This window comes from Methylobacterium sp. WL119 (genome assembly GCF_008039875.1).
GTDB lineage: Bacteria > Pseudomonadota > Alphaproteobacteria > Rhizobiales > Beijerinckiaceae > Methylobacterium.
Window position 1 is genome coordinate 1 of the sequence record NZ_VRUU01000027.1, and the last position, 21,555, is coordinate 21,555.

Sequence of the window (21,555 nt, forward strand, 5' to 3'; positions counted from 1 at the left end):
CCTCCGTGGGGGAAAGTGGCCCACCCTCCCCCACGGAGGGGGGCGGGAAACCCGCTTTGTCCGACCGAGCATCTTCGTGCCTTGAGATCGCGGCACCCTTTGGCCGCAGCACGGCGGCGATGCTGGATCGGCTGGCGGAGGTCGCGGACGGTCTCGGCATCGACGAGGTCCGCGTCTCGCCGACGCGCGGCTTCGTGCTGCCGATGCGTGGCGTGCCGTCACATCGCCGCGGCGAGGCCCTTGCCGACCTCGCCGCCGCCGGCTTCGTCACCGCACCGGACGATCCGCGTCGGGCGGTGGCGACCTGCCCCGGCGCGCCGGCCTGCGCCTCGGGCTCGACGCCGACGGGCACGGATGCCGCACGGCTCGCCGAGGCATTCCGGCCGTTCGCCGCGAGCGGGATGACCGCGCACGTCTCCGGCTGCACCAAGGGCTGCGCCCATCCGGCCCGCGCCGACCTGACGCTGGTCGCCCGCAACGGACGCTACGGCGTCGTCCTCGACGGCTCGCCCGGCGATGCGCCGGCTCTGGAACTGACTTTCGACGCGGCGCTGGAGCGCGTATGGAGGGCGAAATCCGGTACGCTGGCACAGGCGTTCGGCCCCTCCCCCTCCCCTCGGCAAGCCTTCGCCGAGCCAGCCATCGGGACCACGATATGAGCGCCCGCCACGAATACCTGCGCGACGGCGGCGCGATCTACGCCCGGTCCTTCGCGATGATCCGTGCCGAGGCCGACCTCGTGCGCTGGTCCGGTGCGGCCGAGCGCGTGGTCGTGCGGATGATCCACGCCTGCGGCATGACCGACCTGCCGGCCGACGTGGAGATGTCCGAGACTTTCGCCCAGGCCGGCGAGGCGGCTCTGCGCGCCGGCGCGCCGATCCTGTGCGACGTGCGGATGGTCGCCGACGGCTGCACCCGCGCCCGGCTCCCGGCCGAGAACCGCGTGATCTGCACGCTGACCGACCCGCGCGTGCCCGCGATGGCGGCCGAGATGGGCACCACGCGCTCGGCCGCCGCGATGGAGCTGTGGCGCGAGCACCTGCCCGGCAGCGTCGTGGCGGTGGGCAACGCGCCGACCTCGCTATTCCGCCTGCTCGAATTGCTCGACGAGGGCGTCGCGCCGCCGGCGGCGGTGATCGGCATCCCGGTCGGCTTCATCGGCGCGGCCGAGTCGAAGGAGGCGCTCGCGCGCGACGGGCGCGTGCCGTTCGTCGTCGTGCACGGGCGGCGCGGCGGCAGCGCCATGGCCGCGGCGGCCGTCAACGCGCTCGCCAACGAGATCGAGTGATGGACTCGGCCGAGAACCGCTTCGCGGAGGAGCCTGCCGAGCAGCCGGACAGGCCGATCGCGGTCGTCACCGGCACGCTGTTCGGCGTCGGCATGGGGCCGGGCGACCCGGACTACCTCACCGTTCGCGCGATGCGGGTGCTCGAGCGCGCGCCGGTGCTGGTCCACTTCTGCAAGAAGGGCCGGCGCGGCAACGCCCGCACCATCGCCGATGCCGTGCTCCCGCCGGACGCGACCCGCGAGTTCCCGCTGGCCTACCCCTACACCACAGAGCTCCACCCCGATCACCCGGACTACGTCGCGGCACTCGCCGCCTTCTACGACGACGCGGCCGGGCAGCTCGCCGACCACCTCGGCGCCGGTCGCGACGTGGCGATCCTGTCGGAAGGTGACCCGTTCTTCTACGGCTCGTTCATGCATCTGTGGCGGCGGCTCAAGGACCGCTTCCCGGTCGAGGTCGTGCCCGGCGTCACCGGCATGTCCGGCTGCTGGACCAAGGCCGGGACGCCGATCACCTGGGGCGACGACGTGCTCACGATCCTGCCCGCGACGCTGCCGGCCGCTGACCTCGCGGCCCGCCTCGCCACGACCGACGCCGCCGTGATCATGAAGCTCGGCCGGCACCTGCCGAAGGTCCGCGCCGCCCTGCACGAGGCCGGCCTTCTGGCGCGTGCGGTCTACGTCGAGCGCGGGACCATGGCCGGCGAGCATGTCGTGCCGCTGGCCGACAAGCCGGACGACGCGGCCCCGTACTTCTCGATGGTGCTGGTGCCGGGCGAAGGGCGCCGGCCGTGAGCGGAAGCCTCGCGGTCATCGGCCTCGGGCCGGGCGATGCCGGGTTGCTCACCGCCTCGGCGCAGGCCGCGCTCGATGCGGCCGAGGACCTGATCGGCTACATTCCCTACGTCTCGCGCGTGCCGGATCGGCCCGGCCTGACGCGGCACGCCAGCGACAACCGCGTCGAGGTCGACCGCGCCCGCCATGCGCTGGAACTCGCAGCCTCCGGCCGGCGGGTGGCCGTGGTCTCGGGCGGCGATCCCGGCGTGTTCGCGATGGCAGCGGCGGTCTTCGAGGCGGTGGAGCACGGCGATCCGGCCTGGCGCCACCTCGCGATCACCGTCGAGCCGGGCATCACCGCGATGCTGGCGGCCGCCGCGCGCCTCGGCGCGCCGCTCGGCGGCGATTTCTGCGCGCTCTCGCTCTCGGACAATCTCAAACCGTGGGAGGTGATCACGGCGCGGCTCGACGCGGTGCTGCGCGCCGACTTCGTGGTCTCGCTCTACAACCCGATCTCGTCGGCGCGGCCCTGGCAGCTCGGCAAGGCCCTCGGGATCGCCGCCGAGATCCGCGACCCCGACACGCCGGTGATCTTCGCCCGGGCCGTCACCCGGCCCGACGAGGCGATCCGCGTGATGACGCTGGCCGAGGCCCGCGACGCGACCGCCGACATGGCGACGATGGTCATCATCGGTGCCTCGACCACCCGGCTGATCGAGCGCGGGCCGGGCGAGCGGCCGTTCGTCTACACGCCGCGCAGCGTCGCATGATCGCGGCCCGCGCCGACGAGCCGCTCGACGGCCGCGGCGGCATCGGCGACCGCGTCGACCATCGGCTTCCACGGCTGGCGGACGATCACCACCGGCAAGCCGAGTGTCCGCGCAGCGGCGATCTTTCCGTAGGTCGCCGCCCCCCCGGCATTCTTCGTGACGAGCACGTCGACCGACGCGTCGCGCATCAGCACGATCTCGGCGGCGGCGTCGAACGGTCCGCGCGCGCGGATCGCCGTGAGGCGCGGGACCGGCAGCGCATCCCCGAGCGGCTCGATCGTGCGCACGACGTAGTCGTGCTGCGGCGCGGCCGCGAAGGCCGCGACTTCCATGCGGCCGACCGTGAGGAAGACGCGGCGCGGAACGTCCCCCAGCGCCGCGACGCAACCGGCCACGGTGTCGACCTCGGTCCAGGCGTCTCCAGGCTTCCGCGTCCAGGCCGGGCGGCGGATCGCCAGGAGCGGGACGCCGGCAGCTTCCGCGGCCCCATAAGCGTTTCTACCGATGCGTGCGGCGAAGGGGTGGGTGGCATCGACAAGCCGGTCGATCGCCTGCTCGCGCAGGTAGCAAGCCAAGCCCTCCGGGCCGCCGAATCCGCCGATGCGGGTTGGAACCACGTCGACGACCGGCGCCGCGGTGCGCCCGGCCAGCGACAACGTGACGGAGAGGCCGGAATGGGGGAGAAGGCCGCGGACGAGGGCGCTGGCCTCCGTCGTGCCCCCGAGGATGAGGATCCGCATGGCCGCCTTGTCCGATAGGCCCGAACCGGTGTCGAGGCCCGATCCCTGGCTCGCGATCGTCGGCATCGGCGAGGACGGCCGCGACGGGCTCTCCCCCGCCGCCGGCGCGGCGCTCGACGGCGCCCGCGTGGTCTATGGCGGCCGTCGTCACCTCGCGCTCGCCGGCCCGCTCGACGCGGAGCTGCGAACCTGGCCGAGCCCGATCTCCGACGCCTACCCTGAAATTCTGGCACGGCGCGGGACGCCGACCTGCCTGCTCGCGACCGGCGACCCGTTCCACTACGGCATCGGCGCCGAGATCGCCCGGATCGTGCCGGCCGCCGAGATTCGGGCGTTTCCGCAGCCCTCGGCCTTCAGCCTCGCCTGCGCCCGCCTCGGCTGGCCGCTCGCCGAGTGCGCCTGCCTGACGCTGCACGGGCGGGCGCTCGCGCAGATCGTCCGCCACCTGCAGCCGAACGCCCGCCTGCTGGTGCTGTCCTGGGACGGCACGACGCCGGCGGCGGTCGCCGCGCTGATGACCGAGCGCGGTTTCGGCGCATCGCCGATCACCGTATGCGAGGCGATGGGCGGTCCGCGCGAGACTGTTCGGACCCGATGCGCGCGCGATTTCGACCTCGGCGACGTCGACGCCCTGAACACCCTGGCGATCGAGGTGGTGGGCGAGCCCGGCTGCCGGCCGGTCGGCCTCGCCCCGGGGCTCGACGATGCGTGGTTCGAGAACGACGGCCAGCTGACCAAGGCCGAGATCCGCGCGGTGACGCTGGCGGCGCTCCGCCCGCTCGCCGGCCAGCTGCTGTGGGACGTCGGCGCCGGCGCCGGCTCGATCGGCATCGAGTGGATGCTGCGCCATCCCGCGATGCGGGCGACCGCGATCGAAGCCCATCCGTCTCGCGTCGAGCGGATCGCCCGCAACGCGCAGACCCTCGGCGCCCCCGGGCTGACCATCGTCCACGGGGTGGCGCCGGATGCGCTGACCGGGTTGCCGGCGCCGGATGCGATCTTCATCGGCGGCGGCGTCTCCGCGCCGGGCGTTCTGCCGGCGGCGCTCGGCGGCCTGCGGTCCCGCGGCCGGATCGTCGCCAACGCGGTGACGCTGGAGGCCGAGGCGGTGCTGCTCGCCGCCTTCTCGACCCGGGGCGGAACGCTGCGGCGCCTGTCGATCGCCCGCGCCGATCCGGTCGGCGGGCTGCACGGCTGGCGTGCGGCGATGCCGGTGACGCAATGGGCCTGGACCAAGCCGTGACCGGGACCCGCCTCGTCGCCGGCATCGGCTTCCGCCACGGCGTGCCCCCCGACGCGATCGTCGCGCTGATCCGGCGGGCGATCGCGCAGGCAGCGTGCGAGGGAGCGCTCGTCGCGATCGCCACCGCCGCCGACCGAGCCGATGAGCCGGCGATCCGGGACGCCGCCGGCGCGTTCGGCCTGACGCCCATCGCCGTCGATGCCGAAGCGCTTCGCACGGTCGACCCGCGCGTGCCGACGCGCTCGGCCCGGATCGAGCGATCGCGCGGCGTCGGCTCGCTCGCCGAGGCGGCGGCGCTCGCCGTCGCCGGCGAAACCGGACGCCTGATCCTCGCCCGCATCGACGACGGACGTGCCACCTGCGCGCTCGCGGCGCGGGGCCTAGCGAGCGACGAGGCGATGCGCGAGGCCGATGAGGCCAGCGCCCTCTTCCGTCCCCCCTCTGCGGGGGTAGGGAAGGATGCGGGCGCCGTTAGCCGATCGAAGACACCCATATCCCAGCGCGCCCGAACGGCGCAGATCGTGACCGCATGACCGTCCATTTCATCGGCGCCGGGCCGGGCGCTCCCGACCTCATCACCGTGCGCGGGCGCGACCGGATCGCGGCCTGTCCGGTCTGCCTCTATGCCGGCTCCCTGGTCGCGCCGGAGATCCTCGGCTGGTGCCCCCCGGGCGCGCGGATCGTCGACACCGCGCCGCTCGACCTTGACGCGATCGTCGCGGAGATCGAGGCGGCGCATGCGCGCGGCGAGGACGTCGCCCGGCTGCATTCCGGCGACCTGTCGATCTGGAGCGCGCTCGCCGAGCAGATGCGGCGGCTCGACCGGATCGGGATCGCCTACACCGTCACGCCGGGCGTCCCGGCCTTCTCCGCGGCGGCGGCCCTGCTGAAGCGCGAGCTGACCGTGCCGGGCGTGGCGCAGTCGGTCGTCCTCACCCGCACCTCCGGGCGGGCGAGCGCGATGCCGGCGCGCGAGACGCTGGCCGGCTTCGCCGCCACCGGCGCGACGCTGGCGCTGCACCTCTCGATCCACATTCTGGACAAGGTCGTCGCCGAGCTCGTGCCGTTCTACGGCGCGCCCTGCCCGGCCGCCGTGGTGTTCCGCGCCTCCTGGCCGGACGAGCGGGTGATCACCGGAACGCTCTCGACGATCGCGGGGCAGGTCGCCGGATCTGGGATCGAGCGCACGGCGCTGATCCTGGTCGGGCCGGCGCTCGGCGCCGAGGATTTTCGCGAGAGCGCGCTCTACGCGGCCGACTACGACCGCCGGTTCCGGCCCGGCGGGGCGGTCGGCAGCACGGGCATCGACAACGAGGACGCGAACGCATGAGCGTTCCCGGCATCCTCGTCGCCGCGCCGCGGTCGAGTTCCGGCAAGACCACGGTGACGCTCGCGCTCATGCGCGCGCTCGCCCGTCGCGGCTTGCGCGTCCGCGGGGTGAAGTGCGGGCCCGATTACATCGACCCGGCCTTCCACGAGGCGGCGACCGGCTTTCCGAGCGTCAACCTCGACAGCTTCGCGATGGGCCCTGCCCTCCTCGACGCGGTCGCCGGGTTCGCCGTGCGGGACGCCGACATCGTCGTGGCGGAAGGATCGATGGGCCTGTTCGACGGCGTCCGAGCCGGCGAGGGCCGCACCGGCGCGAATGCCGACATCGCCGCCCGCTACGGCTGGCCCGTGCTGTTGGTGCTCGACGTGTCGGGGGCGGCGCAGTCCGCGGCGGCGATCGCGCTCGGCTGCTCGCTCTACGATGCGCGCGTCAGAATCGCGGGCGTGGTGCTGAACAAGGTGGCCAGCGCCCGCCATCGCCGCCTCGTCGAAGCCGGGCTCGCCCGCGTCGGGATCCCGGTCCTCGGCGCGCTGATGCGGGATGCGTCGCTGGTCCTGCCGGAGCGCCATCTCGGCCTCGTGCAGGCGCGGGAGACCTCCGACCTCGACGCCCGTCTCGATCGCCTCGGCGATCTCGCCGTCGAAGGTCTCGATTGCGATGCGATCCTGGCTGCGGCCGGCGGCGCGGTTCCCGCCGGCGCGGGCGCCCTCCCCCGCCCGCCGGGGCAGCGCATCGCGGTGGCGGCCGATGCCGCGTTCAGCTTCCTCTATCCGCACCAGGCGGCAGGCTGGCGGGCGGCGGGCGCGGAGATCGTGCCGTTCTCGCCGCTCGCCGACGAGGCACCGAGCCAGGGGTGCGACGTGTGCTGGCTGCCCGGCGGCTATCCCGAGCTCCATGCCGGCCGGATCGCCGCGGCGACGACCTTCCTCGGCGGCCTGCGCAGCTTTGCCGAGACACGGCCGGTGCACGGCGAGTGCGGCGGCTACATGGTTCTGGGCGAGAGCCTCGAGGATGCCGCCGGCATGCAGCATCCGATGGCCGGGCTTTTGCCGGTCGCGACCTCGTACAAGTCGCGCAAGTTGCATCTCGGGTATCGCGTCGCACATCCCATCGCCGATGGGCTTCTGGGGCGGGCGGGGCTGCGCCTCGTCGGCCACGAGTTCCACTACGCGAGCGAGTCGACCCCGCCGCCCTCCGAGGACGAAGCGTTCTGTCGGGTCGCCGACGCGGAAGGGACGGATCTCGGGTTTGCCGGGCATCGGCGCGGCCGCGTCACCGGCACGTTCTTCCACCTGATCGCGCTCGACGACTGACGGACGACGACGGTGGGCCGGCAGCGCTCAGCGATCGGAGACGAGCGCCGCCCCGATCGGGGGCGGACCGTCCCGGCTCACTCGGCGGCTTCGGCCTCGGCCGTGTCCGCCTGGCCATGGCCGAGCTTGGCCACCGTCCGCACGATCGCGAGCACGTCGCGGCGCATCTGGTCGTTCTCGATCAGCGCGTAGGCCCGCAGCAGCTCGATTGCGCCGTGGGCGCTGAGGAAGCCGAACACGTCCTCCTTCGGCGCCGCGCCCTCCTCCTTCTCCTCGAAGAAGGCTGAGACCGGAACCTCGAGCAGGCGCGCGATCTCGCGCAGGCGCCCCGCGCCGACGCGGTTCTGCCCCTTCTCGTACTTCTGGACCTGCTGGAAGGTGACGCCCACCGCCGTCCCGAGGGCCGTCTGGCTCAGCCCTCGCGCCTTGCGGAGCGCGGTGATGCGGAGACCGACGAGGCGGTCGACGTCGGTGGTCTGTTTGGGCATCATCGTCAGACACAATCCCATTTCGCGGTCGCGACCGGGTGGGTGACCGTCATCCTCGGACGGTCGACACGCCGACCGGGAGATTGACAGCCGGTTGCGGAGGCCGCCACCTACCTCGCGCCCGTCACGGTGCCGTGCCAACGTCTTGTCAGAGCGAAGGGATAGCCACCTGAGCGCCTCAACTGAAGACAACTAGGACACGAAATAAATCTGAATGCAAGCTTAGATCGATCAGATCGAGGCCTTGTCACGACGTTTGCGCTGCGACGCTACGAGCCTGCGCTAAAACTATAGTATGTTGGTTCGACAGGTGGCGTCGGCCTACCGAAGCGGTCCTCGGTACGAATTACGCAGATTCGGGCGTTGGAATCAGGGTGGTGGCGAGATGCCACCACATCATGGAGACATTGATGTTCATTGCGATGAATCGTTTCAAAGTGGTTAAGGAATCGACAACGGATTTCGAGCAGGTCTGGCTCGGCCGCGACAGTCATCTCGGCGAGATGCCGGGCTTCGTCGAGTTTCATCTTCTGCGCGGACCCGAGGCGGAAGATCACGTGCTCTACGCCTCGCACACGATTTGGCGGTCGAAGGCCGATTTCGAGGCCTGGACCCGCTCCGAGCAGTTCCGCAAGGCGCACGGCCGCGTGCCGACGACGAAGCCGCTCTATCTCGGCCACCCGCAATTCGAGGGCTTCGAGACGATCCAGACCGTCGGCGGGGCGAGCGGCGACGTCGCAGCGGCCTGATCACACGGCCTCGGCGTCCCGAAGGCGGGACCGCCGAGGTTCCTCCATCCCGGCCGCCGGCTCGTCTCCTCCGGCGTGATGCGAGCGGGGCGCGATCGGCGCCCCCGCGTCGAAAACGGTTCCGGCACGCTCGAAGCCGAAGCGCGGCGGGCCGCCGACGCATGCACGCCAAAGCGCGTCTTCGGCACGCATCGCTGCATCCCACCGCGTCGGCACGAGGGGCGTGCCTCCGACCCGCACCGGAACCGCCATCACTCGAACGTGAAGCTTGACCGTGAAGCCGTCGGGTCCGTGACGGCGTAGGACGGCCGCTGCGACTCGATTGCGCGTGATCGACGCGATCCTGACGAAACCCTCTCTCAGTAGTTTGCTCGCGTTGCGAGGCGCTGGTCGGACCCTTAAGGCCGAGTCATCTCGCGCAAGGTGACGGGTGTCGTGATCGCGGCCCTACGCTTGCTCCATAGTCCAAGAGTGCTCTTCTCGACGCGCGATCCGTGTCGTTTCGGGACACCGTCCGGTTCAGTTCGGAACATGGCGCGCCAGATGTTTCAAGATCGCCTGCCTGAGACTTTCCAGCCGCTGCCGACTTCGGCGGAGCGGCGGCGCAATGTATGGACGGCGCTGCTCCCGCGTCGGAGCCGCGGCGCGTTCCGCATCGGCATCTCGGCCTCGGTGGCGATGACCGACATCCTGTCGATCGTCATCACGACGATGGTGGTCGAATACGGCTATTTCTTCCTTCTGAACGGCGAGATGATGCCGTTCTCGGCGAGCTGGGGCCTGCAGCTCTCCGGTCTGCTGGCGATCGTCATCGTCGCGACGTCCGCCCTGCGCGAGGAATACGCGATCGAGGCGATGCTGGCGCAGAAGGCGTCGCTGCAGAAGAGCGCGGCCCGGTGGGTCGTCGCCTGGGCTGCGGCGCTCGTGGTCGGCTTCATCACCAAGACGACGAACGAGGTCTCGCGCGTCGTCGCCCTCACCGTGTTCGTCTCGGGCCTGCCGGTCTTGATGCTGGCGCATGCGGCGATGATCGGGCTCGTGCGCCGCAGCGTGACGCCGGCTTCCGCCTCGGTGAGCCGCGTCCACCTCGTCGGCTTCGAGGACGACATCGCCCGATTCTACGCCAGCAACGAGGCCGATTCGCTCGGCCTGCGCGTCGTCGGCACCAGCTATCTCCGCCGGGTCGACGCCCGCGCGGACGAGGCCACCCGCCATGCGCAGATGTCGGAGGATCTCGACCTCGCGGTCTCCGTGGTGCGCTTCCTGCGCCCCGACGACGTCTTCATCCTCGTGCCCTGGGCCGACACCGCCGAGGTGGAGCGCTGCATCGACGCGTTCCTGCGGGTGCCGGCGGCGCTGCACCTGCGCCCCGGTTCCGTGCTCGACCGCTTCCCCGACATGCAGGTGTCCCGGGTCGGCCGCCTCTCCGGCATCAACATCGGCCGCCGTCCGCTGAGCATGGCCGAGGTGCTGCTGAAGCGCCTCCTCGACGTGACGCTCGCCACGATCGCCCTCGTCGCGCTGAGCCCGCTGCTTGCGGCCATCGCCGTGGCGATCAAGCTCGACAGCCCCGGCCCGGTGTTCTTCCGGCAGAAGCGCTACGGCTTCAATCAGCAACCCTTCGGCGTGTTCAAGTTCCGCAGCATGAAGGCCGAGGCGGAGGCGGTGTTCAAGCAGGCCTCGCGCAACGATTCGCGCATCACCCGCATCGGTGCCTTCCTGCGCCGGTCCAACCTCGACGAGCTGCCGCAGATCCTGAACGTGCTGAAGGGCGAGATGTCGCTCGTCGGGCCTCGCCCGCACGCGCTCGCGCACGACCGCAGCTTCGAGCGACGCATCGCCCTCTACGCGCGCCGACACAACGTCCGCCCCGGCATCACCGGCTGGGCGCAGGTCAACGGCCTGCGCGGCGAGACCCTGACCGACCTCGACATGGAGCGCCGGGTCAACCACGACCTGCACTACATCGACAACTGGTCGATCTGGTTCGACATCCAGATCATGTTCCAGACGGTGTTCTCGCGCCGCGCCTACCGCAACGCGTTCTGAGCCGGAGTTCCGCGAGCGGCGTCCCGGGATCAGTGGGCGCCGTCGGACTGCCGCCCGTGGCAGGCGCCGCACTCGCCCTCGACCTCGAGGATCCGGCTCGCCGGGCGGAACCCCGCCCGCTCCAGGGTGCGCCCGAGCCCGGCCTCGATCTCGGGCGAGGTGGTCTCGTCGATGCCGCCGCAGCTCCGGCAGATCAGGAACACCAGCCCCTCTCCCGCGCCGTGCTCGTGCGCGCAGGACACGAACGCATTGCGGCTGGCGATGCGGTGGACGAGGCCGTTCTCGGTCAGGAAGTCGAGCGCGCGGTAGACCGAGACGGCGGCCACCCGGCGATCCGGCCCGCTCAGGCGCTCGGCGATGTCGTAGGCACCCATCGGCTTGCCCGTCTCCGCGACGGCCTGCAGCACGTCGTGCCGCAGCTTGGTGAAGTGCAGGCTCCTGTCGCGGCAGAGCTTCTCGGCACGCGCCATCGTCGCGGCGGCGTGCTCCGCGTCGCACGCCTCCCCTTCGTGCCCGGCGTGATCGTGCATCCCGATCCTTGCGGCCGGGGCGCCCCGATTGAACGCCGCCGGTGTTACAGTGTATCACCACGGATTATAGGCCGCGCCACCGGTCCGGGCAACGGATCGGCCTTCGGCGCTCGCGCACCCTCGACGAAGATCGTCCCCTTGAGACCCAGATCCCGCCCGCCGGCTTCCTCGGCCGCATCGCTGTTCCAGAGCGGCCTGGCGTTCCGCCTCGGCCTCGCCGCCGCGCTTGCCGCGCCGCTCTGGCTGGCGATCGCCTGGACGCTGGGCGCGTGACCGCGCGCACGCCCGTGGCCGCCGGCGACATCCGCCTCGACGGACTGACGCTCGGCTACGACCGGCATCCGGCGGTGCACCACCTCGACGGCACCATCCACCGCGGCGACCTGCTGGCGCTGGTCGGCCCGAACGGCGCCGGCAAGTCGACCCTGCTGAAAGGGCTGATCGGCGAGATCCCCAGCCTCGACGGGCAGATCCACCGCGGCATGCCGGCCCGCACGCTGGCCTACCTGCCGCAGGCGGACGAGATCGACCGCAGCTTCCCCCTGAGCGTCCTCGATCTCGCCAGCATGGGCCTGTGGCGCCGATCCGGCGCCTGGCGGAGCCTGCTCGGGCATCGAGGCGCCGTGCTGAAGGCGCTCGACGCCGTCGGGCTGTCCGGCTTCGAGGCACGGCCGATCGGCACCCTCTCGGGCGGCCAGTTCCAGCGCGCGCTGTTCGCGCGCCTGATCCTCCAGGACGCGCAGGTGCTCCTGCTCGACGAGCCGTTCACCGGAGTCGACGCGCGCACCACCGCCGACCTGATCGCGCTGATCCGCACGTGGCACGTCGAGGGCCGGACCATTGTCGCGGCGCTGCACGACCTGGCGCAGGTCCGTGCGTACTTCCCGAAGACGCTCCTGCTCGCGCGGGAGCCGGTCGCCTGGGGCGCGACGGCCTCGGTGCTGTCGCCGCAGAACCTCGCCCGCGCCACCCGCCTGTCCGAGGCCTGGGACGAGGACGCCGCCATCTGCGCCCACGACCATGCCCAAGTCGCCCCGGCACCCGACGGGTCCGGGCACGACGATGGGCACGATCACACGCACGGGCATCACCATCGCCCGGCCCCACCCGAGCAGCACGAGACCGCGGCGTGATCGATCCCTTCGCGCCGTTCGTCGAGTTCGGCTTCATGCGCCGGGCGTTGGTCGGCTGCCTCGCGCTGTCGATCTCGGCGCCGCCGGTCGGCGTGTTCCTGATGCTCCGACGCATGAGCCTGATGAGCGAGGCGATGAGCCATGCCATCCTGCCCGGCGCCGCCGTCGGCTTCCTGGTGGCGGGCCTGTCGCTGCCGGCGATGACGCTGGGCGGGCTCGTCGCGGGGCTCGCGGTCGCCCTGCTCGCCGGCCTCGTCACCCGCTCGACCGTGATCCGCGAGGATGCGAGTCTGGCCGCGTTCTACCTGATCTCGCTCGCCGCCGGCGTGCTGCTGGTGTCGATGCGCGGCTCGCAGATCGACCTGCTGCACATCCTGTTCGGCACGGTGCTGGCGCTCGACGACCCGGCGTTGCTGCTGCTCGGCGGCATCGCGACGGCGACCCTGTTCGGCCTCGCGCTGATCTACCGGCCGCTGGTGATGGAATGCGTCGACCCGCTGTTCCTGCGCACGGTGAGCCGCAGCGGCGGTCCGGTGCACTACGCCTTCCTCGGCCTCGTGGTGATGAACCTCGTCGGCGGGTTCCAGGCGCTCGGCACCCTGCTCGCGGTCGGGCTGATGCTGCTTCCGGCGATCGCCGCCCGGTTCTGGGCGCGCGGGCTCGGCACGCTGATCCCGGCCTCGATGCTGATCGCGGTGGTGGCGAGCTTCTCGGGCCTGAGCCTGTCCTACCATCTCGACCTGCCGACCGGGCCGGCGATCGTGCTGGCGGCCGGCGCGCTCTATCTCGTGTCGATGCTGGCGGGCCCGCGCGGAGGGCTGCTCTACCGCTTGGTGAAGCCGCGGCATCTCGAGGCGTGAGGCGGAGCCGCACGATCGCGGTTCAGAGGTGGAACAGGCTCATGATCCCGGCGACGATCGCGTAGGCGAAGCCGGCATTGAGCAGCACGCCCAGGCTCCCGATCCCGAGACCGACCAGCACCAGGATGCCGTCGCGCTCGACCAGCCCGAGGCCGACGAGGCAGACGGCGAGCCCGAGCGGGATCTGGCCGATCACCGGCGCGGCGACGATCAGCGCCAGCGACAGCGTCAGCAGGGCGATGCCCATGCCGCGCATGCCGAGCGCCGTCTCGAACACGCTGAGCCGTGGCCGCGACCAACGCTCCAGCCGCCGCAGCACCGGCACGGCGCGCTTGACGGCCCGCTCGACGTCCTTCCGGGCGACCGATCGTCCCAGCAGCGCCTTCGGCAGCCAGGGCGACGACTTGCCGATCGCGATCTGCACGGCGACGAGCAGCAGCAGCAGGCCGCAGACCAGGGGGATCGGCGGCGGCATCGGCAGGCAGTTCGGCAGGCCGAGCAGCACCACGAGCAGCGCGAAGGCACGGTCCCGCAGCACCGCGACGATGTCGCCGACGGTCAGGCGGTCTCCCTCTTGGCTGGCGAGAACCGTGAGGACGTCGGACGTTCGGGCACCGGAATACAAAACGTGGCCGCAGGTTGCTGTCCCGGCGCGGGCTCTAGCCGAGTTCGGCACCGCCGCCAAGCATGGGCCTCGCCCCCTCCCCGGCGGCGCACCGTCCGCGGGAAACCGACAGGCCTAGAAGCTTCAGAAAGGACATTTTTCCTTCAGGTTGGCTGGGCGCTTCATGCGTAACTTGAAGTTATATACTCCAAGTTGCGGTTGATTGTTTCACGGCCGAATGGTGGAAAAATCGACGACCGTCTTCGAAACTGTCGCGACATCTCTCCTGAATCGCCCCATGTTGCGAGCCTTCGAGATATAAGATTTTCATCTTGTATTAGGAGTCATCGGCTTGGCACGGCTCGCGTCCCCGCACCGAAGGCGCCGTCTCGCGGCAGCGGTGGCGTGCCTGCTCTGCACCGTTCCAGCCGCATCCCCCACGGCTCGGGCCGGCGATCTCGACACCCTGCTGTTCGGCAGCCTAGATGCCGGCGCCGCGAATTTCCTGTCCATCGGCGCCAAGATCGCGCTGGACAAGCTCGACCGGCCGGGTTTCGTCGCGCTCGCCAGCCTCGGCGGCGGGCGCCGCAACGAGATGGCGTGCGGCTGCGATTCGTGGGGCAGCGCTCGCCTGTCGCGCTACACCGTGCTCGGCGCGGCGCTGGCGGGCTATCAGTGGTTCCCGGATTGGGGCGTCGTCGCGCTCTATGCCGGGCCGGAGGGTGCGTACGAAGCCCTGACGGACGGGCGCAGCGTGGCGACGCTTCCGATGCGTTGGGGCCTTCGCCTGCACGGCGAGGTCTGGGCGCGCCCGACCGACGAGAGCCTGGTTCAGGCGACCCTGGTCCTGGGCTCGGCGCGCGATTCGGCCTGGTCTCGGATCGCCCTCGGCTATCGCGCCTGGGGCTTCTACCTCGGCCCCGAAGTCAGCCTCTACGCCGACCGGACCGGCTATACGAAGTGGAATTTCGGCGCCCACGCCACCGATTTCGCAGTCGGCAGCTACAGTTTTCGCGTGTCGGGCGGCGTACAGGTCGAGAGTACCGAAAGGCGGCCGAGCCCGTACCTCGCGTTGTCAATCTGGACACCGTGGTGAGCGATGCTCGACCCATCCGCGGCTGGCCGAACCATGCTACGATTGCCAGCAGCAGACGCAGCGGAAACGCGACGTCGTTCGGTTGGTGATCGTATGGACGCAATCAGCATCTTCGACGCAGACAGTTCGCTCGGCTCACTTCTCGATGCGCTCGAGGCTGGCCAGGACGTGCTCGTCCTGCGCGACGGCAAACCCGTCGCACGGCTCGTCCCGCCGACCCGTGAGGATACCACGGCCCTGACGGTTGGCGGGCTGCGCGCGTTGCGCGATCGCATCGCCGCCCGCGGTGAAACGTTCAGCCCAGATGAGATAGAGATTTTTCGTGGCGAAGACCGCCGGTGAGCCTCTGCATCCTAGATGCGTCGATGGCCCTCGCTTGGGTCCTGCCGATCGAGAGCGATGCGAGCGATATTCTCGAACAGGTCGCGGCAAAAGGTGCGATCGTGCCTGGCCTCTGGGCTCTCGAGGTCGGGCACGTCCTTCTTACGGCTGAGCGGAAGCGCCGCATCGTAACGGCAGAGAGGACTCAGGCTCTCGAGCTTCTCGCAGCCCTACCGATCTCGATCGATACCGAGACCGCGCGACATGCCTGGTCGGCGACGATGACGCTCGCCGCCAAGCACGGGCTCTCGCTGTACGATGCGAGCTATCTCGAATTGGCGATTCGGTGTTCACGCCCCCTCGCCTCGCGCGATGCGAAGCTCCTTCGCGCCGCGTCCGCCTGCAGCGTTCCAGTTATCGTTTAATCTCGCCCGCCGGCGCATCGGCGCTCAGCCCATCGAGGAACGACGCCGCGTCCGCCGCGATCTCGGCCTTGCGTGCGGGCGGCATCGCGGCGAGCGTGCGATAGGGCATCGACAGGCGCGGGTTGCCTTCGAGGCGGCCGGCGTTGGCGATGAGGAAGTTCCAGTACAGGTAGTTGAACGGGCAGGCGTCCGTGCCGGCCTTCTTCGCGACGTCGTAGCGGCAGGCGCCGCAGTAATCCGACATCCGGTTAATGTAGGCACCGGAAGCCGCGTACGGCTTCGATCCCATCACGCCGCCATCGGCCCACAGCACCATGCCGTGCACGTTCGGCAGCTCGACCCACTCGTAGGCGTCGGCGAAGACGATCAGGTACCATTCCTCGACCTGCGCCGGCGAAAGCCCTGCGAGCAGGGCGAAGTTGCCGGTGACCATCAGGCGCTGGATGTGGTGGGCATAGGCATGGGCCCGCGTCTCGGCGACGACCTGCGCGAGGCAGTTCATCTCCGTCTCGCCCGACCAGTAGAACCACGGCAGGTCGCGCCGCGCGTCGAGGGCGTTGGTCTCGGCATAGGCCGGCATCCGCGCCCAGTAGAGACCGCGCACGTATTCGCGCCAGCCGAGGATCTGGCGGATGAAGCCCTCGACGCAGTGCAGCGGGGCCGCGCCCTCGCGATAGGCGCGCTCGGCGGCACGGCAGACTTCCTCCGCGGTGAGCAGGCCGGCATTGAGCGGCGGCGAGATCAGCGCGTGGTACAGGAACGGCGCGTCGGTCTTCATCGCGTCCTGGTAGTCGCCGAAGGTCGGCAGGCAGTCGGCGATGAAGTGCTTCAGGGCCTCGAGCGCGTCGCGGCGGGTCACCGGCCAGCCGAAGCCGTCGAGATCGCCGAAATGCCCGGCGAACGCGCGGGCGACGAGGTCGAGCACCGCGCGCGTCGTCGCGTCCGGCTCGAAGCGCAGGCGGCTCGGGACGGCATGGCCCCGCGGCAGCTTCTTGCGGTTGTCGGCGTCGAAGTTCCACTGGCCGCCGACGGGATCCTTGCCGTCCATCAGCAGGCCGGTGCGGCGGCGCATGCCGCGGTAGAACGTCTCCATGCGCAGCGCCCGGCGGTCCCCGGCCCAGTCGGCGAAATCGCGGCGCGGGCACAGGAAGCGGTTGTCGTCGCGGATCTCGACCGGGACGGCGAGGTCGTCGCGCCACGCCTGCATCATCGACCAGACCCGCCATTCGCCGGGTTCGGTCACGACGACACGGTCCGGCGCGTGCCGGGCCACCGCGCGCGCGAGCTCACCGGTGAAGCTGCCGCTGTTGCCGGGATCGTCGAGGCGGACGTAATCCACCGTGACGCCCTCGGCTTCGAGCTCCGCCGCGAAGTGGCGCATGGCCGAGAACAGGAAGGCGATCTTCTGCTTGTGATGGCGGACGTAGGTCGCCTCCGCCATCACCTCGACGATGAGCACCACGTCGGGCGCGTCGAGATCGACGAGGCTCGACACGCGCCGGTTGAGCTGGTCGCCCAGCACGAAGCGCAGGGTCTTCCGCCCTGCGGTGTTCCGCGTTGCCAAGCGCCTCAGCCCTTGGTGCGCAGCATCGAGCGGCCGCCGTCGGCGCCGATGATCTGCCCGGTGATCCAGGCGGCCTCGGCCGAGACGAGGAAGGCGGCGAGCCCTGCGATGTCCTCCGGCGTGCCGAGGCGCTGCAGGGCATGCATCGCGGCGATGCCCTGGGCCAGGGTGGCGTTGCCGGTGATCGCGGCGGCGAGCGGCGTCCGGGTCAGCGAGGGCGCCACCACGTTGATGCGCACGTGCGGCGCGAGCTCGGCTGCCAGCGACAGGGCGAGGCCTTCGACCGCCCCCTTCGCCATGGCGACCGAGGCGTGGGCCGGAAACCCCTGCGCCACCGCGACGGTGGAGAACAGGACGACGCCCGCGCCCGCCTCGCCGGCACCGGCCTTCAGCGTGCCGGCCGCTGCCTGAATCGCGGAAAAGGCGCCGAGCGCGTTGACCCGGAAATCGGTCTCGGCATCCGTCCGGGTCAGGCGGGCGAGCGGCCGCAGGTTGATGGTGCCGACCGCGTAGACGAGGCCGGCGAGGCGATCGCCTGCCTCCGCGGTAGCCTGAGCGAAGAAGTCGGGGTCGGCGACGTCGCCGGCCGTCACGGTGGTCTCGCCGAGTTCGGCCGCCGCGGCTTCGAGCCGGCCGCGGTCGCGCGCCGCGAGGTGGAGGCCGTAGCCGCGGTGGCGCAGCGCCTCCGCCGTCGCCCGGCCGATGCCGCCCGTGCCGCCGTAGATCAGAACCCGTTGCATGCTCGCCCCCGTCGCCGCCGAACGCCCCTTGCCGGTGGAGACGGTTCGACAAGATGAAGCTAAGGCGTCGTGGAGGACGGGGGAGTCGGCCGAGGCCGGCGCGGCCGTTCCACAAGGTCGCATCCCATCGAGACCGCCGGAGAATCCAGGTTCATGAAGTTCGCCTTCGCCGGCATCGATTTCCTCGGCGGCGTGTTCGAGGGCCTGATCGAGGCCGGCTGGACCCCGATCAAGCTGTTCACCCGCCCCTGCGATGGGCTCTACGATCACAACGACGTGGTGGTGGCGCGCGCCCGTCAGCTGCGCCTGCCGATCCAGCTCTCGCGGCTGAAGGCCCAGGATCTCGACGCGCTGAACGCCGCCCACGGCCGCGACTGGGCGCTCGTCGTCGCGGGCTATCCCTGGCTGATCACCGGATGGCGCACCCGCGCGGCCTTCGGCTTGAACATCCACCCCTCGCCGCTGCCGACCGGGCGCGGACCCTACCCGCTGTTCCGGGCGGTGGAGGAGGCCTACGAGACCTGGGGCGTCACCGCCCACGTGCTTGCCGAGGAGGGCTTCGACACCGGCGACATCCTCGCGCAGGACCTGTTCCCGCTCGACGCCCAGGAAGACCACGAGACGCTGCTGGCCAAGTGCCAGATGGCGGCGCGGCGGCTCGCGACCGGGCCGATCGGCCGCGATCTGCCGGCGCGGTGGCGGCGGCCCGAGCCGCAGGGCGACGGCTCGTACTGGGCGCGCGCGAGCGACGTCGACCGCACCCTCGACTTCCGCGCCGACGTCGCCGCGATCCTGCGTCGGATCCGCGCTTTCGGATCGATCGAGACGCTGGCGCGGCTCGGCGACGCTCGCGTCTACGTCGCGCAGGCCGGCGGCTGGCGCGAGGCGCACAAGCATCTGCCCGGCACCGTCGTCCATCGCCACAGGCGCCACGTCGTGGTCGCGGCCCGCGACGGCTACATCCAGATCACGCGGTGGTCGCCGGTGGGGCTGGCCGAAGCCGGACAGATCGGGCGCTGACCGGATGTCCAGGCGAAGCGGGGGCGATTCCGCAAACAAGAGTTCGGGCCGGACATCGGGGAAGATGATCCGCAAGGGCGACCTGCCGACCAAGCTGTGCGCGCAGTGCGGGCGGCCGTTCGCCTGGCGGAAGAAGTGGGAGCGGGTCTGGGACGAGGTCCGGTTCTGCTCGGATCGCTGCCGAAGCGAGGCGAAGAAGGCCTGAGCCTTCAGAGCCGAGCCAGCATCTCCGGCGTGTCGACGTCGAGCGCGGTCCCGGGCTCTCCCGGAATTTCCAGGACGTCGGCGCGACCCTTCAGCAGCGGCCCGGCGCCGTGATCGCCGGACAGGCTGGCGAGGGCGTCGCCGAGCACGCGCCGATCAAGCAGCACCGGGTTGCCGCGGCGCCCCGCGATCGTCGGCACCACGGCACTCGGAGCTGGCTTCGCGGCCCGGTAGGCGGCGGCAAGGCGATCGATCTGCGCCGGCGTCACCCGCGGCATGTCGCCGAGCAGGATCACCGCCGCATCGGTCTCGGCCGGCAGCGCGGCGAGTCCCGCCCGCAGCGAGGTCGAGAGGCCGGAACCGAACGCGGCGTTCTCGACGAAGACGAGGTCGAGATCGTGAAGGACCGCGCGCACGGCCACCGCATGGGCCCCGAGCACGACGACGACCGGACGGGCCCTGGACGCGAGGGCGGCTTCCGCGGCGTGGCGAACCAGCGGCGTCCCGTCTAGCCGCGCGAGCAGCTTCGGTTCGGCACCGAAGCGGGTGCCGCGGCCGGCGGCGAGCAGGACGGCACCGATTCCGATGTCAGGCATCGTCGGCGGCGCTCGGTTCGCCCGATCGCGGCTGCGGCCGCGACACGATCTCCATCAGCAGTCCGCCGACACCGAGCGCGACGATGTCGGCGCGGGTGACGGGCAGGTTCGCGAGCAGGCGGTGCAGCACCCAGTCGAATCCGTTCTCCTTGGGCGAGCGGGCGCAGCCCGGCGCGCCGATCACCGGAACGTCCCCCAGCGCTCCGAGCAGCAGCAGGTTCCCGGGATCGACCGGCATGCCGAAATGGATCACCGCGCCGCCCGCAGCCGCGATGCCGGCCGGGATCACGTCGCGGCGGTCGGCGATGGCCGAGGCGCCGAACACGATCGCCAGGTCGGCGCCGTCCTGCGCGGTCGCCGCGGCCAGCGCCTCGGCGACCGCGCCGGCCGCGTGCGGAACGCGACGGTCGGCAACGATCTCGGCGCCGGTCGGCGCGAGGCGATCCGCGAGGGCGGCCAGGGTTCGGTCGACGGTGGTCTCCTTCAGGCTCGGCAGCCGCGTCGAGACCACGCCGACCCGGCGGCGGCGATAGGGCGAGACCCGCAACGCGCCGGCCGGCGCGGCGGCGCACGCATGCGCCAGGACCGTTCCCGGCACCGCGTAGGGGATGATCTTGATCGTCGCGACCATCTCGCCGGCCACCACGGGCCTGAACGGCGGCAGCGTCGCCGCGGTGATCGCCTCGTCGACGCCGTTGACCGCATCGATGCCGGCTCGATCCACGACCAGAACGCCGGGCCCGACCGCGAAGAGGTTGCAGCGTCCGGTGAACGGCGGCTCGCACCGCAGGCCGGTCCCGGCGAGGTGCCGCGCCAAGGTCTCGGCGGCCTCGTCCTCGCCGACGTCGCCCGGCTCCAGGGAAACGGCCACCAGATCGCGCACGCCCTCGGCCGCGAGGCCTGCAATCGTTTCGGGCAAGATCGCCCGGCCCTTGCGCAGGGTCGCGCCGCCGGCCTTGATGGTGTGGGCGGCGATGAGGCCCAGCGCGGAGTCGACCGGAACCGGCCCGAACTTCACGAGGCAGCCTCGCGCGGCGCCCGACGCAGGGCGGCGACGATCTGCGCCATCACCGACAGCGCGATCTCGGCCGGGCTGACCGCGCCGATGGCGAGCCCGATCGGGGCGCGGACGCGCGCCAGCTGGGCCTCGGAATAGCCGGCCTCGATCAGCCGGACCGCGCGCGCCGCGTGGGTTTTCCGCGAGCCGAGCGCGCCGATGTAGAAGCACTCCGCCGAGAGCGCGGCCTTCAAAGCCGGATCGTCGATCTTGGGATCGTGGGTCAGCGCGGCGAGCGCGCAGTAGCGATCCAGCGGCGGCACAGCGCCGCCGAGGGCCGCGTCCGGCCAATCCGCCACCAGCGCGACGCCCGGAAACCGCTCGGGGCTGGCGAAGGCGGTGCGCGGGTCGATCACCGTCAGCGCAAGATCGAGCGCGGCGGCCATCGGCACCAGGGCCTGGGTGATGTGCACGGCTCCGACCACGACGAGCCGGACCGGCGGCACCTGGACCGTGAGGAACAGCGTCCGGCCGTCCGCCTCGACGAGGCCGCTCCGGCCTGCGGCGAGGTGCCGACCGAGCGGTTCGGCGAGGGCGTCGGCGGCGATATCGGCCTCCCGCACCAGGCGCTGCCCGCCGTCGGCGATGTCGGTGACGAGAATCGCGGCGCGGCGGGCGGCGCGCTCGGCGTTGAGGCCTTCGAGGATGTCGGCGCGCAT

The 21,555-nt window shown here is 71.5% G+C and carries 27 protein-coding genes; 18 read left to right on the forward strand and 9 right to left on the reverse strand.

The genetic code is table 11. The features are described 5' to 3' along the window. Positions 1–5: 5 nt before the first annotated feature. From FV227_RS12115 to cobJ, 4 genes are read left to right on the forward strand one after another with little or no spacing between them, the layout of a single operon-like run. The gene (locus FV227_RS12115; protein ID WP_281407517.1) at positions 6–659 is read left to right on the forward strand and encodes a hypothetical protein; all 654 of its coding nucleotides are present in this window, start codon (positions 6–8) and stop codon (positions 657–659) included. Further along, a complete protein-coding gene (locus tag FV227_RS12120; protein ID WP_147859007.1) occupies positions 656–1,288 on the forward strand; it encodes a precorrin-8X methylmutase in 633 nt (210 codons plus the stop codon). Before FV227_RS12115 ends, FV227_RS12120 begins: the two co-directional genes overlap by 4 nt. Beyond that, the gene (locus FV227_RS12125) at positions 1,288–2,082 is read left to right on the forward strand and encodes a precorrin-2 C(20)-methyltransferase (RefSeq protein WP_147728991.1); all 795 of its coding nucleotides are present in this window, start codon (positions 1,288–1,290) and stop codon (positions 2,080–2,082) included. Before FV227_RS12120 ends, FV227_RS12125 begins: the two co-directional genes overlap by 1 nt. Next, complete coding sequence (cobJ, locus tag FV227_RS12130; RefSeq protein ID WP_147728990.1) at positions 2,079–2,834, forward strand: precorrin-3B C(17)-methyltransferase; 756 nt, start codon at positions 2,079–2,081, stop codon at positions 2,832–2,834. Before FV227_RS12125 ends, cobJ begins: the two co-directional genes overlap by 4 nt. On the opposite strand, the gene FV227_RS12135 is transcribed toward cobJ, so the two are convergent. After that, on the reverse strand, positions 2,810–3,574 hold the full coding sequence (locus FV227_RS12135; RefSeq protein ID WP_147728989.1) for a cobalt-precorrin-6A reductase: 765 nt from the start codon (positions 3,572–3,574) through the stop codon (positions 2,810–2,812). The genes cobJ and FV227_RS12135 overlap by 25 nt on opposite strands. Here FV227_RS12135 and cbiE point away from each other — a divergent pair. The 4 genes from cbiE to FV227_RS12155 are packed head-to-tail and all read left to right on the forward strand — an operon-like array spanning position 3,573 to position 7,460. After that, positions 3,573–4,817, forward strand: a complete 1,245-nt coding sequence (gene cbiE, locus FV227_RS12140) for a precorrin-6y C5,15-methyltransferase (decarboxylating) subunit CbiE (RefSeq protein WP_147859008.1) — start codon at positions 3,573–3,575, stop codon at positions 4,815–4,817. The two genes, FV227_RS12135 and cbiE, sit on opposite strands and share 2 nt — an antisense overlap. Then, entirely contained in the window at positions 4,814–5,350 is a 537-nt protein-coding gene (locus tag FV227_RS12145; protein ID WP_348642523.1) for a cobalamin biosynthesis protein, read from the forward strand. Before cbiE ends, FV227_RS12145 begins: the two co-directional genes overlap by 4 nt. Further along, a complete protein-coding gene (gene cobM / locus FV227_RS12150; protein WP_147859010.1) occupies positions 5,347–6,147 on the forward strand; it encodes a precorrin-4 C(11)-methyltransferase in 801 nt (266 codons plus the stop codon). The genes FV227_RS12145 and cobM overlap by 4 nt, the downstream gene beginning before the upstream one ends. Then, positions 6,144–7,460 (forward strand): cobyrinate a,c-diamide synthase, encoded by a 1,317-nt coding sequence (locus tag FV227_RS12155; RefSeq protein WP_147859011.1) that lies wholly within the window; start codon positions 6,144–6,146, stop codon positions 7,458–7,460. Before cobM ends, FV227_RS12155 begins: the two co-directional genes overlap by 4 nt. A gap of 77 nt (positions 7,461–7,537) precedes the next feature. On the opposite strand, the gene FV227_RS12160 is transcribed toward FV227_RS12155, so the two are convergent. After that, complete coding sequence (locus FV227_RS12160) at positions 7,538–7,951, reverse strand: helix-turn-helix transcriptional regulator (RefSeq protein ID WP_147727032.1); 414 nt, start codon at positions 7,949–7,951, stop codon at positions 7,538–7,540. Between the two features lie 407 nt (positions 7,952–8,358). On the opposite strand from FV227_RS12160, the gene FV227_RS12165 reads away from it, so the two are divergent. After that, complete coding sequence (locus FV227_RS12165; protein WP_147842240.1) at positions 8,359–8,697, forward strand: antibiotic biosynthesis monooxygenase; 339 nt, start codon at positions 8,359–8,361, stop codon at positions 8,695–8,697. A gap of 543 nt (positions 8,698–9,240) precedes the next feature. After that, positions 9,241–10,746, forward strand: a complete 1,506-nt coding sequence (locus tag FV227_RS12170; RefSeq protein ID WP_147842239.1) for an undecaprenyl-phosphate glucose phosphotransferase — start codon at positions 9,241–9,243, stop codon at positions 10,744–10,746. Between the two features lie 29 nt (positions 10,747–10,775). On the opposite strand, the gene FV227_RS12175 is transcribed toward FV227_RS12170, so the two are convergent. Then, positions 10,776–11,276, reverse strand: a complete 501-nt coding sequence (locus FV227_RS12175; RefSeq protein ID WP_147727035.1) for a Fur family transcriptional regulator — start codon at positions 11,274–11,276, stop codon at positions 10,776–10,778. 138 nt (positions 11,277–11,414) lie between these two features. On the opposite strand from FV227_RS12175, the gene FV227_RS30325 reads away from it, so the two are divergent. The 3 genes from FV227_RS30325 to FV227_RS12185 are packed head-to-tail and all read left to right on the forward strand — an operon-like array spanning position 11,415 to position 13,269. Beyond that, complete coding sequence (locus FV227_RS30325) at positions 11,415–11,549, forward strand: hypothetical protein (RefSeq protein WP_279592978.1); 135 nt, start codon at positions 11,415–11,417, stop codon at positions 11,547–11,549. Then, the gene (locus FV227_RS12180; RefSeq protein WP_246686445.1) at positions 11,546–12,409 is read left to right on the forward strand and encodes an ABC transporter ATP-binding protein; all 864 of its coding nucleotides are present in this window, start codon (positions 11,546–11,548) and stop codon (positions 12,407–12,409) included. Before FV227_RS30325 ends, FV227_RS12180 begins: the two co-directional genes overlap by 4 nt. Next, positions 12,406–13,269 carry a metal ABC transporter permease gene (locus FV227_RS12185; RefSeq protein WP_147727036.1) on the forward strand — a complete coding sequence of 288 codons (864 nt, stop codon included), beginning with the start codon at positions 12,406–12,408 and terminating at the stop codon, positions 13,267–13,269. Before FV227_RS12180 ends, FV227_RS12185 begins: the two co-directional genes overlap by 4 nt. A 22-nt stretch (positions 13,270–13,291) precedes the next feature. On the opposite strand, the gene FV227_RS12190 is transcribed toward FV227_RS12185, so the two are convergent. Next, positions 13,292–13,894, reverse strand: coding sequence for an exopolysaccharide biosynthesis protein (locus FV227_RS12190; protein ID WP_147727042.1), 603 nt, complete (start codon positions 13,892–13,894; stop codon positions 13,292–13,294). A 331-nt stretch (positions 13,895–14,225) separates the two neighbouring features. Between FV227_RS12190 and bcsS the strand changes: the two genes are divergently transcribed. From bcsS to FV227_RS12205, 3 genes are all read left to right on the forward strand, one after another. After that, on the forward strand, positions 14,226–14,969 hold the full coding sequence (gene bcsS / locus FV227_RS12195) for a cellulose biosynthesis protein BcsS (protein WP_246686446.1): 744 nt from the start codon (positions 14,226–14,228) through the stop codon (positions 14,967–14,969). Positions 14,970–15,062: 93 nt separating this feature from the next. Next, entirely contained in the window at positions 15,063–15,311 is a 249-nt protein-coding gene (locus tag FV227_RS12200; RefSeq protein WP_187274776.1) for a type II toxin-antitoxin system Phd/YefM family antitoxin, read from the forward strand. Then, positions 15,308–15,715, forward strand: coding sequence for a type II toxin-antitoxin system VapC family toxin (locus FV227_RS12205; protein ID WP_147842235.1), 408 nt, complete (start codon positions 15,308–15,310; stop codon positions 15,713–15,715). Before FV227_RS12200 ends, FV227_RS12205 begins: the two co-directional genes overlap by 4 nt. On the opposite strand, the gene FV227_RS12210 is transcribed toward FV227_RS12205, so the two are convergent. Then, positions 15,705–17,279: a cryptochrome/photolyase family protein gene (locus FV227_RS12210; protein ID WP_147859012.1), complete on the reverse strand. Its 1,575-nt coding sequence runs from the start codon at positions 17,277–17,279 to the stop codon at positions 15,705–15,707. The genes FV227_RS12205 and FV227_RS12210 overlap by 11 nt on opposite strands. Before the next feature lie 5 nt (positions 17,280–17,284). Then, the gene (locus FV227_RS12215; RefSeq protein ID WP_147859013.1) at positions 17,285–18,019 is read right to left on the reverse strand and encodes an SDR family oxidoreductase; all 735 of its coding nucleotides are present in this window, start codon (positions 18,017–18,019) and stop codon (positions 17,285–17,287) included. Positions 18,020–18,172: 153 nt separating this feature from the next. Between FV227_RS12215 and FV227_RS12220 the strand changes: the two genes are divergently transcribed. Beyond that, a complete protein-coding gene (locus FV227_RS12220; protein ID WP_147859014.1) occupies positions 18,173–19,039 on the forward strand; it encodes a formyltransferase family protein in 867 nt (288 codons plus the stop codon). A 64-nt stretch (positions 19,040–19,103) separates the two neighbouring features. Continuing rightward, positions 19,104–19,244 carry a DUF2256 domain-containing protein gene (locus FV227_RS12225; protein ID WP_147728565.1) on the forward strand — a complete coding sequence of 47 codons (141 nt, stop codon included), beginning with the start codon at positions 19,104–19,106 and terminating at the stop codon, positions 19,242–19,244. Positions 19,245–19,248: 4 nt separating this feature from the next. Here FV227_RS12225 and FV227_RS12230 read toward each other — a convergent pair whose 3' ends face one another. The 3 genes from FV227_RS12230 to FV227_RS12240 are packed head-to-tail and all read right to left on the reverse strand — an operon-like array spanning position 19,249 to position 21,555. Then, positions 19,249–19,839 carry a nucleotidyltransferase family protein gene (locus FV227_RS12230; protein ID WP_147859015.1) on the reverse strand — a complete coding sequence of 197 codons (591 nt, stop codon included), beginning with the start codon at positions 19,837–19,839 and terminating at the stop codon, positions 19,249–19,251. Further along, positions 19,832–20,857 carry a molybdopterin-binding protein gene (locus FV227_RS12235; protein WP_147859016.1) on the reverse strand — a complete coding sequence of 342 codons (1,026 nt, stop codon included), beginning with the start codon at positions 20,855–20,857 and terminating at the stop codon, positions 19,832–19,834. The genes FV227_RS12230 and FV227_RS12235 overlap by 8 nt, the downstream gene beginning before the upstream one ends. After that, a complete protein-coding gene (locus FV227_RS12240) occupies positions 20,854–21,555 on the reverse strand; it encodes an XdhC family protein (protein ID WP_147859017.1) in 702 nt (233 codons plus the stop codon). Before FV227_RS12240 ends, FV227_RS12235 begins: the two co-directional genes overlap by 4 nt.

Excerpts from the sequence above, each read along its gene's own strand:
- FV227_RS12120 (WP_147859007.1), top strand. The coding sequence starts at position 656 with ATGAGCGCCCGCCACGAATACCTGCGCGACGGCGGCGCGATCTACGCC.
- FV227_RS12125 (WP_147728991.1), top strand. The coding sequence starts at position 1,288 with ATGGACTCGGCCGAGAACCGCTTCGCGGAGGAGCCTGCCGAGCAGCCG.
- cbiE (WP_147859008.1), top strand. The coding sequence starts at position 3,573 with ATGGCCGCCTTGTCCGATAGGCCCGAACCGGTGTCGAGGCCCGATCCC.
- FV227_RS12135 (WP_147728989.1), bottom strand. The coding sequence starts at position 3,574 with ATGCGGATCCTCATCCTCGGGGGCACGACGGAGGCCAGCGCCCTCGTC.
- cobM (WP_147859010.1), top strand. The coding sequence starts at position 5,347 with ATGACCGTCCATTTCATCGGCGCCGGGCCGGGCGCTCCCGACCTCATC.
- FV227_RS12155 (WP_147859011.1), top strand. The coding sequence starts at position 6,144 with ATGAGCGTTCCCGGCATCCTCGTCGCCGCGCCGCGGTCGAGTTCCGGC.
- FV227_RS12160 (WP_147727032.1), bottom strand. The coding sequence starts at position 7,951 with ATGATGCCCAAACAGACCACCGACGTCGACCGCCTCGTCGGTCTCCGC.
- FV227_RS12165 (WP_147842240.1), top strand. The coding sequence starts at position 8,359 with ATGTTCATTGCGATGAATCGTTTCAAAGTGGTTAAGGAATCGACAACG.
- FV227_RS12170 (WP_147842239.1), top strand. The coding sequence starts at position 9,241 with ATGTTTCAAGATCGCCTGCCTGAGACTTTCCAGCCGCTGCCGACTTCG.
- FV227_RS12175 (WP_147727035.1), bottom strand. The coding sequence starts at position 11,276 with ATGCACGATCACGCCGGGCACGAAGGGGAGGCGTGCGACGCGGAGCAC.
- FV227_RS12200 (WP_187274776.1), top strand. The coding sequence starts at position 15,063 with ATGGACGCAATCAGCATCTTCGACGCAGACAGTTCGCTCGGCTCACTT.
- FV227_RS12215 (WP_147859013.1), bottom strand. The coding sequence starts at position 18,019 with ATGCAACGGGTTCTGATCTACGGCGGCACGGGCGGCATCGGCCGGGCG.
- FV227_RS12220 (WP_147859014.1), top strand. The coding sequence starts at position 18,173 with ATGAAGTTCGCCTTCGCCGGCATCGATTTCCTCGGCGGCGTGTTCGAG.
- FV227_RS12225 (WP_147728565.1), top strand. The coding sequence starts at position 19,104 with ATGATCCGCAAGGGCGACCTGCCGACCAAGCTGTGCGCGCAGTGCGGG.
- FV227_RS12230 (WP_147859015.1), bottom strand. The coding sequence starts at position 19,839 with ATGCCTGACATCGGAATCGGTGCCGTCCTGCTCGCCGCCGGCCGCGGC.
- FV227_RS12240 (WP_147859017.1), bottom strand. The coding sequence starts at position 21,555 with ATGCGCGCCGACATCCTCGAAGGCCTCAACGCCGAGCGCGCCGCCCGC.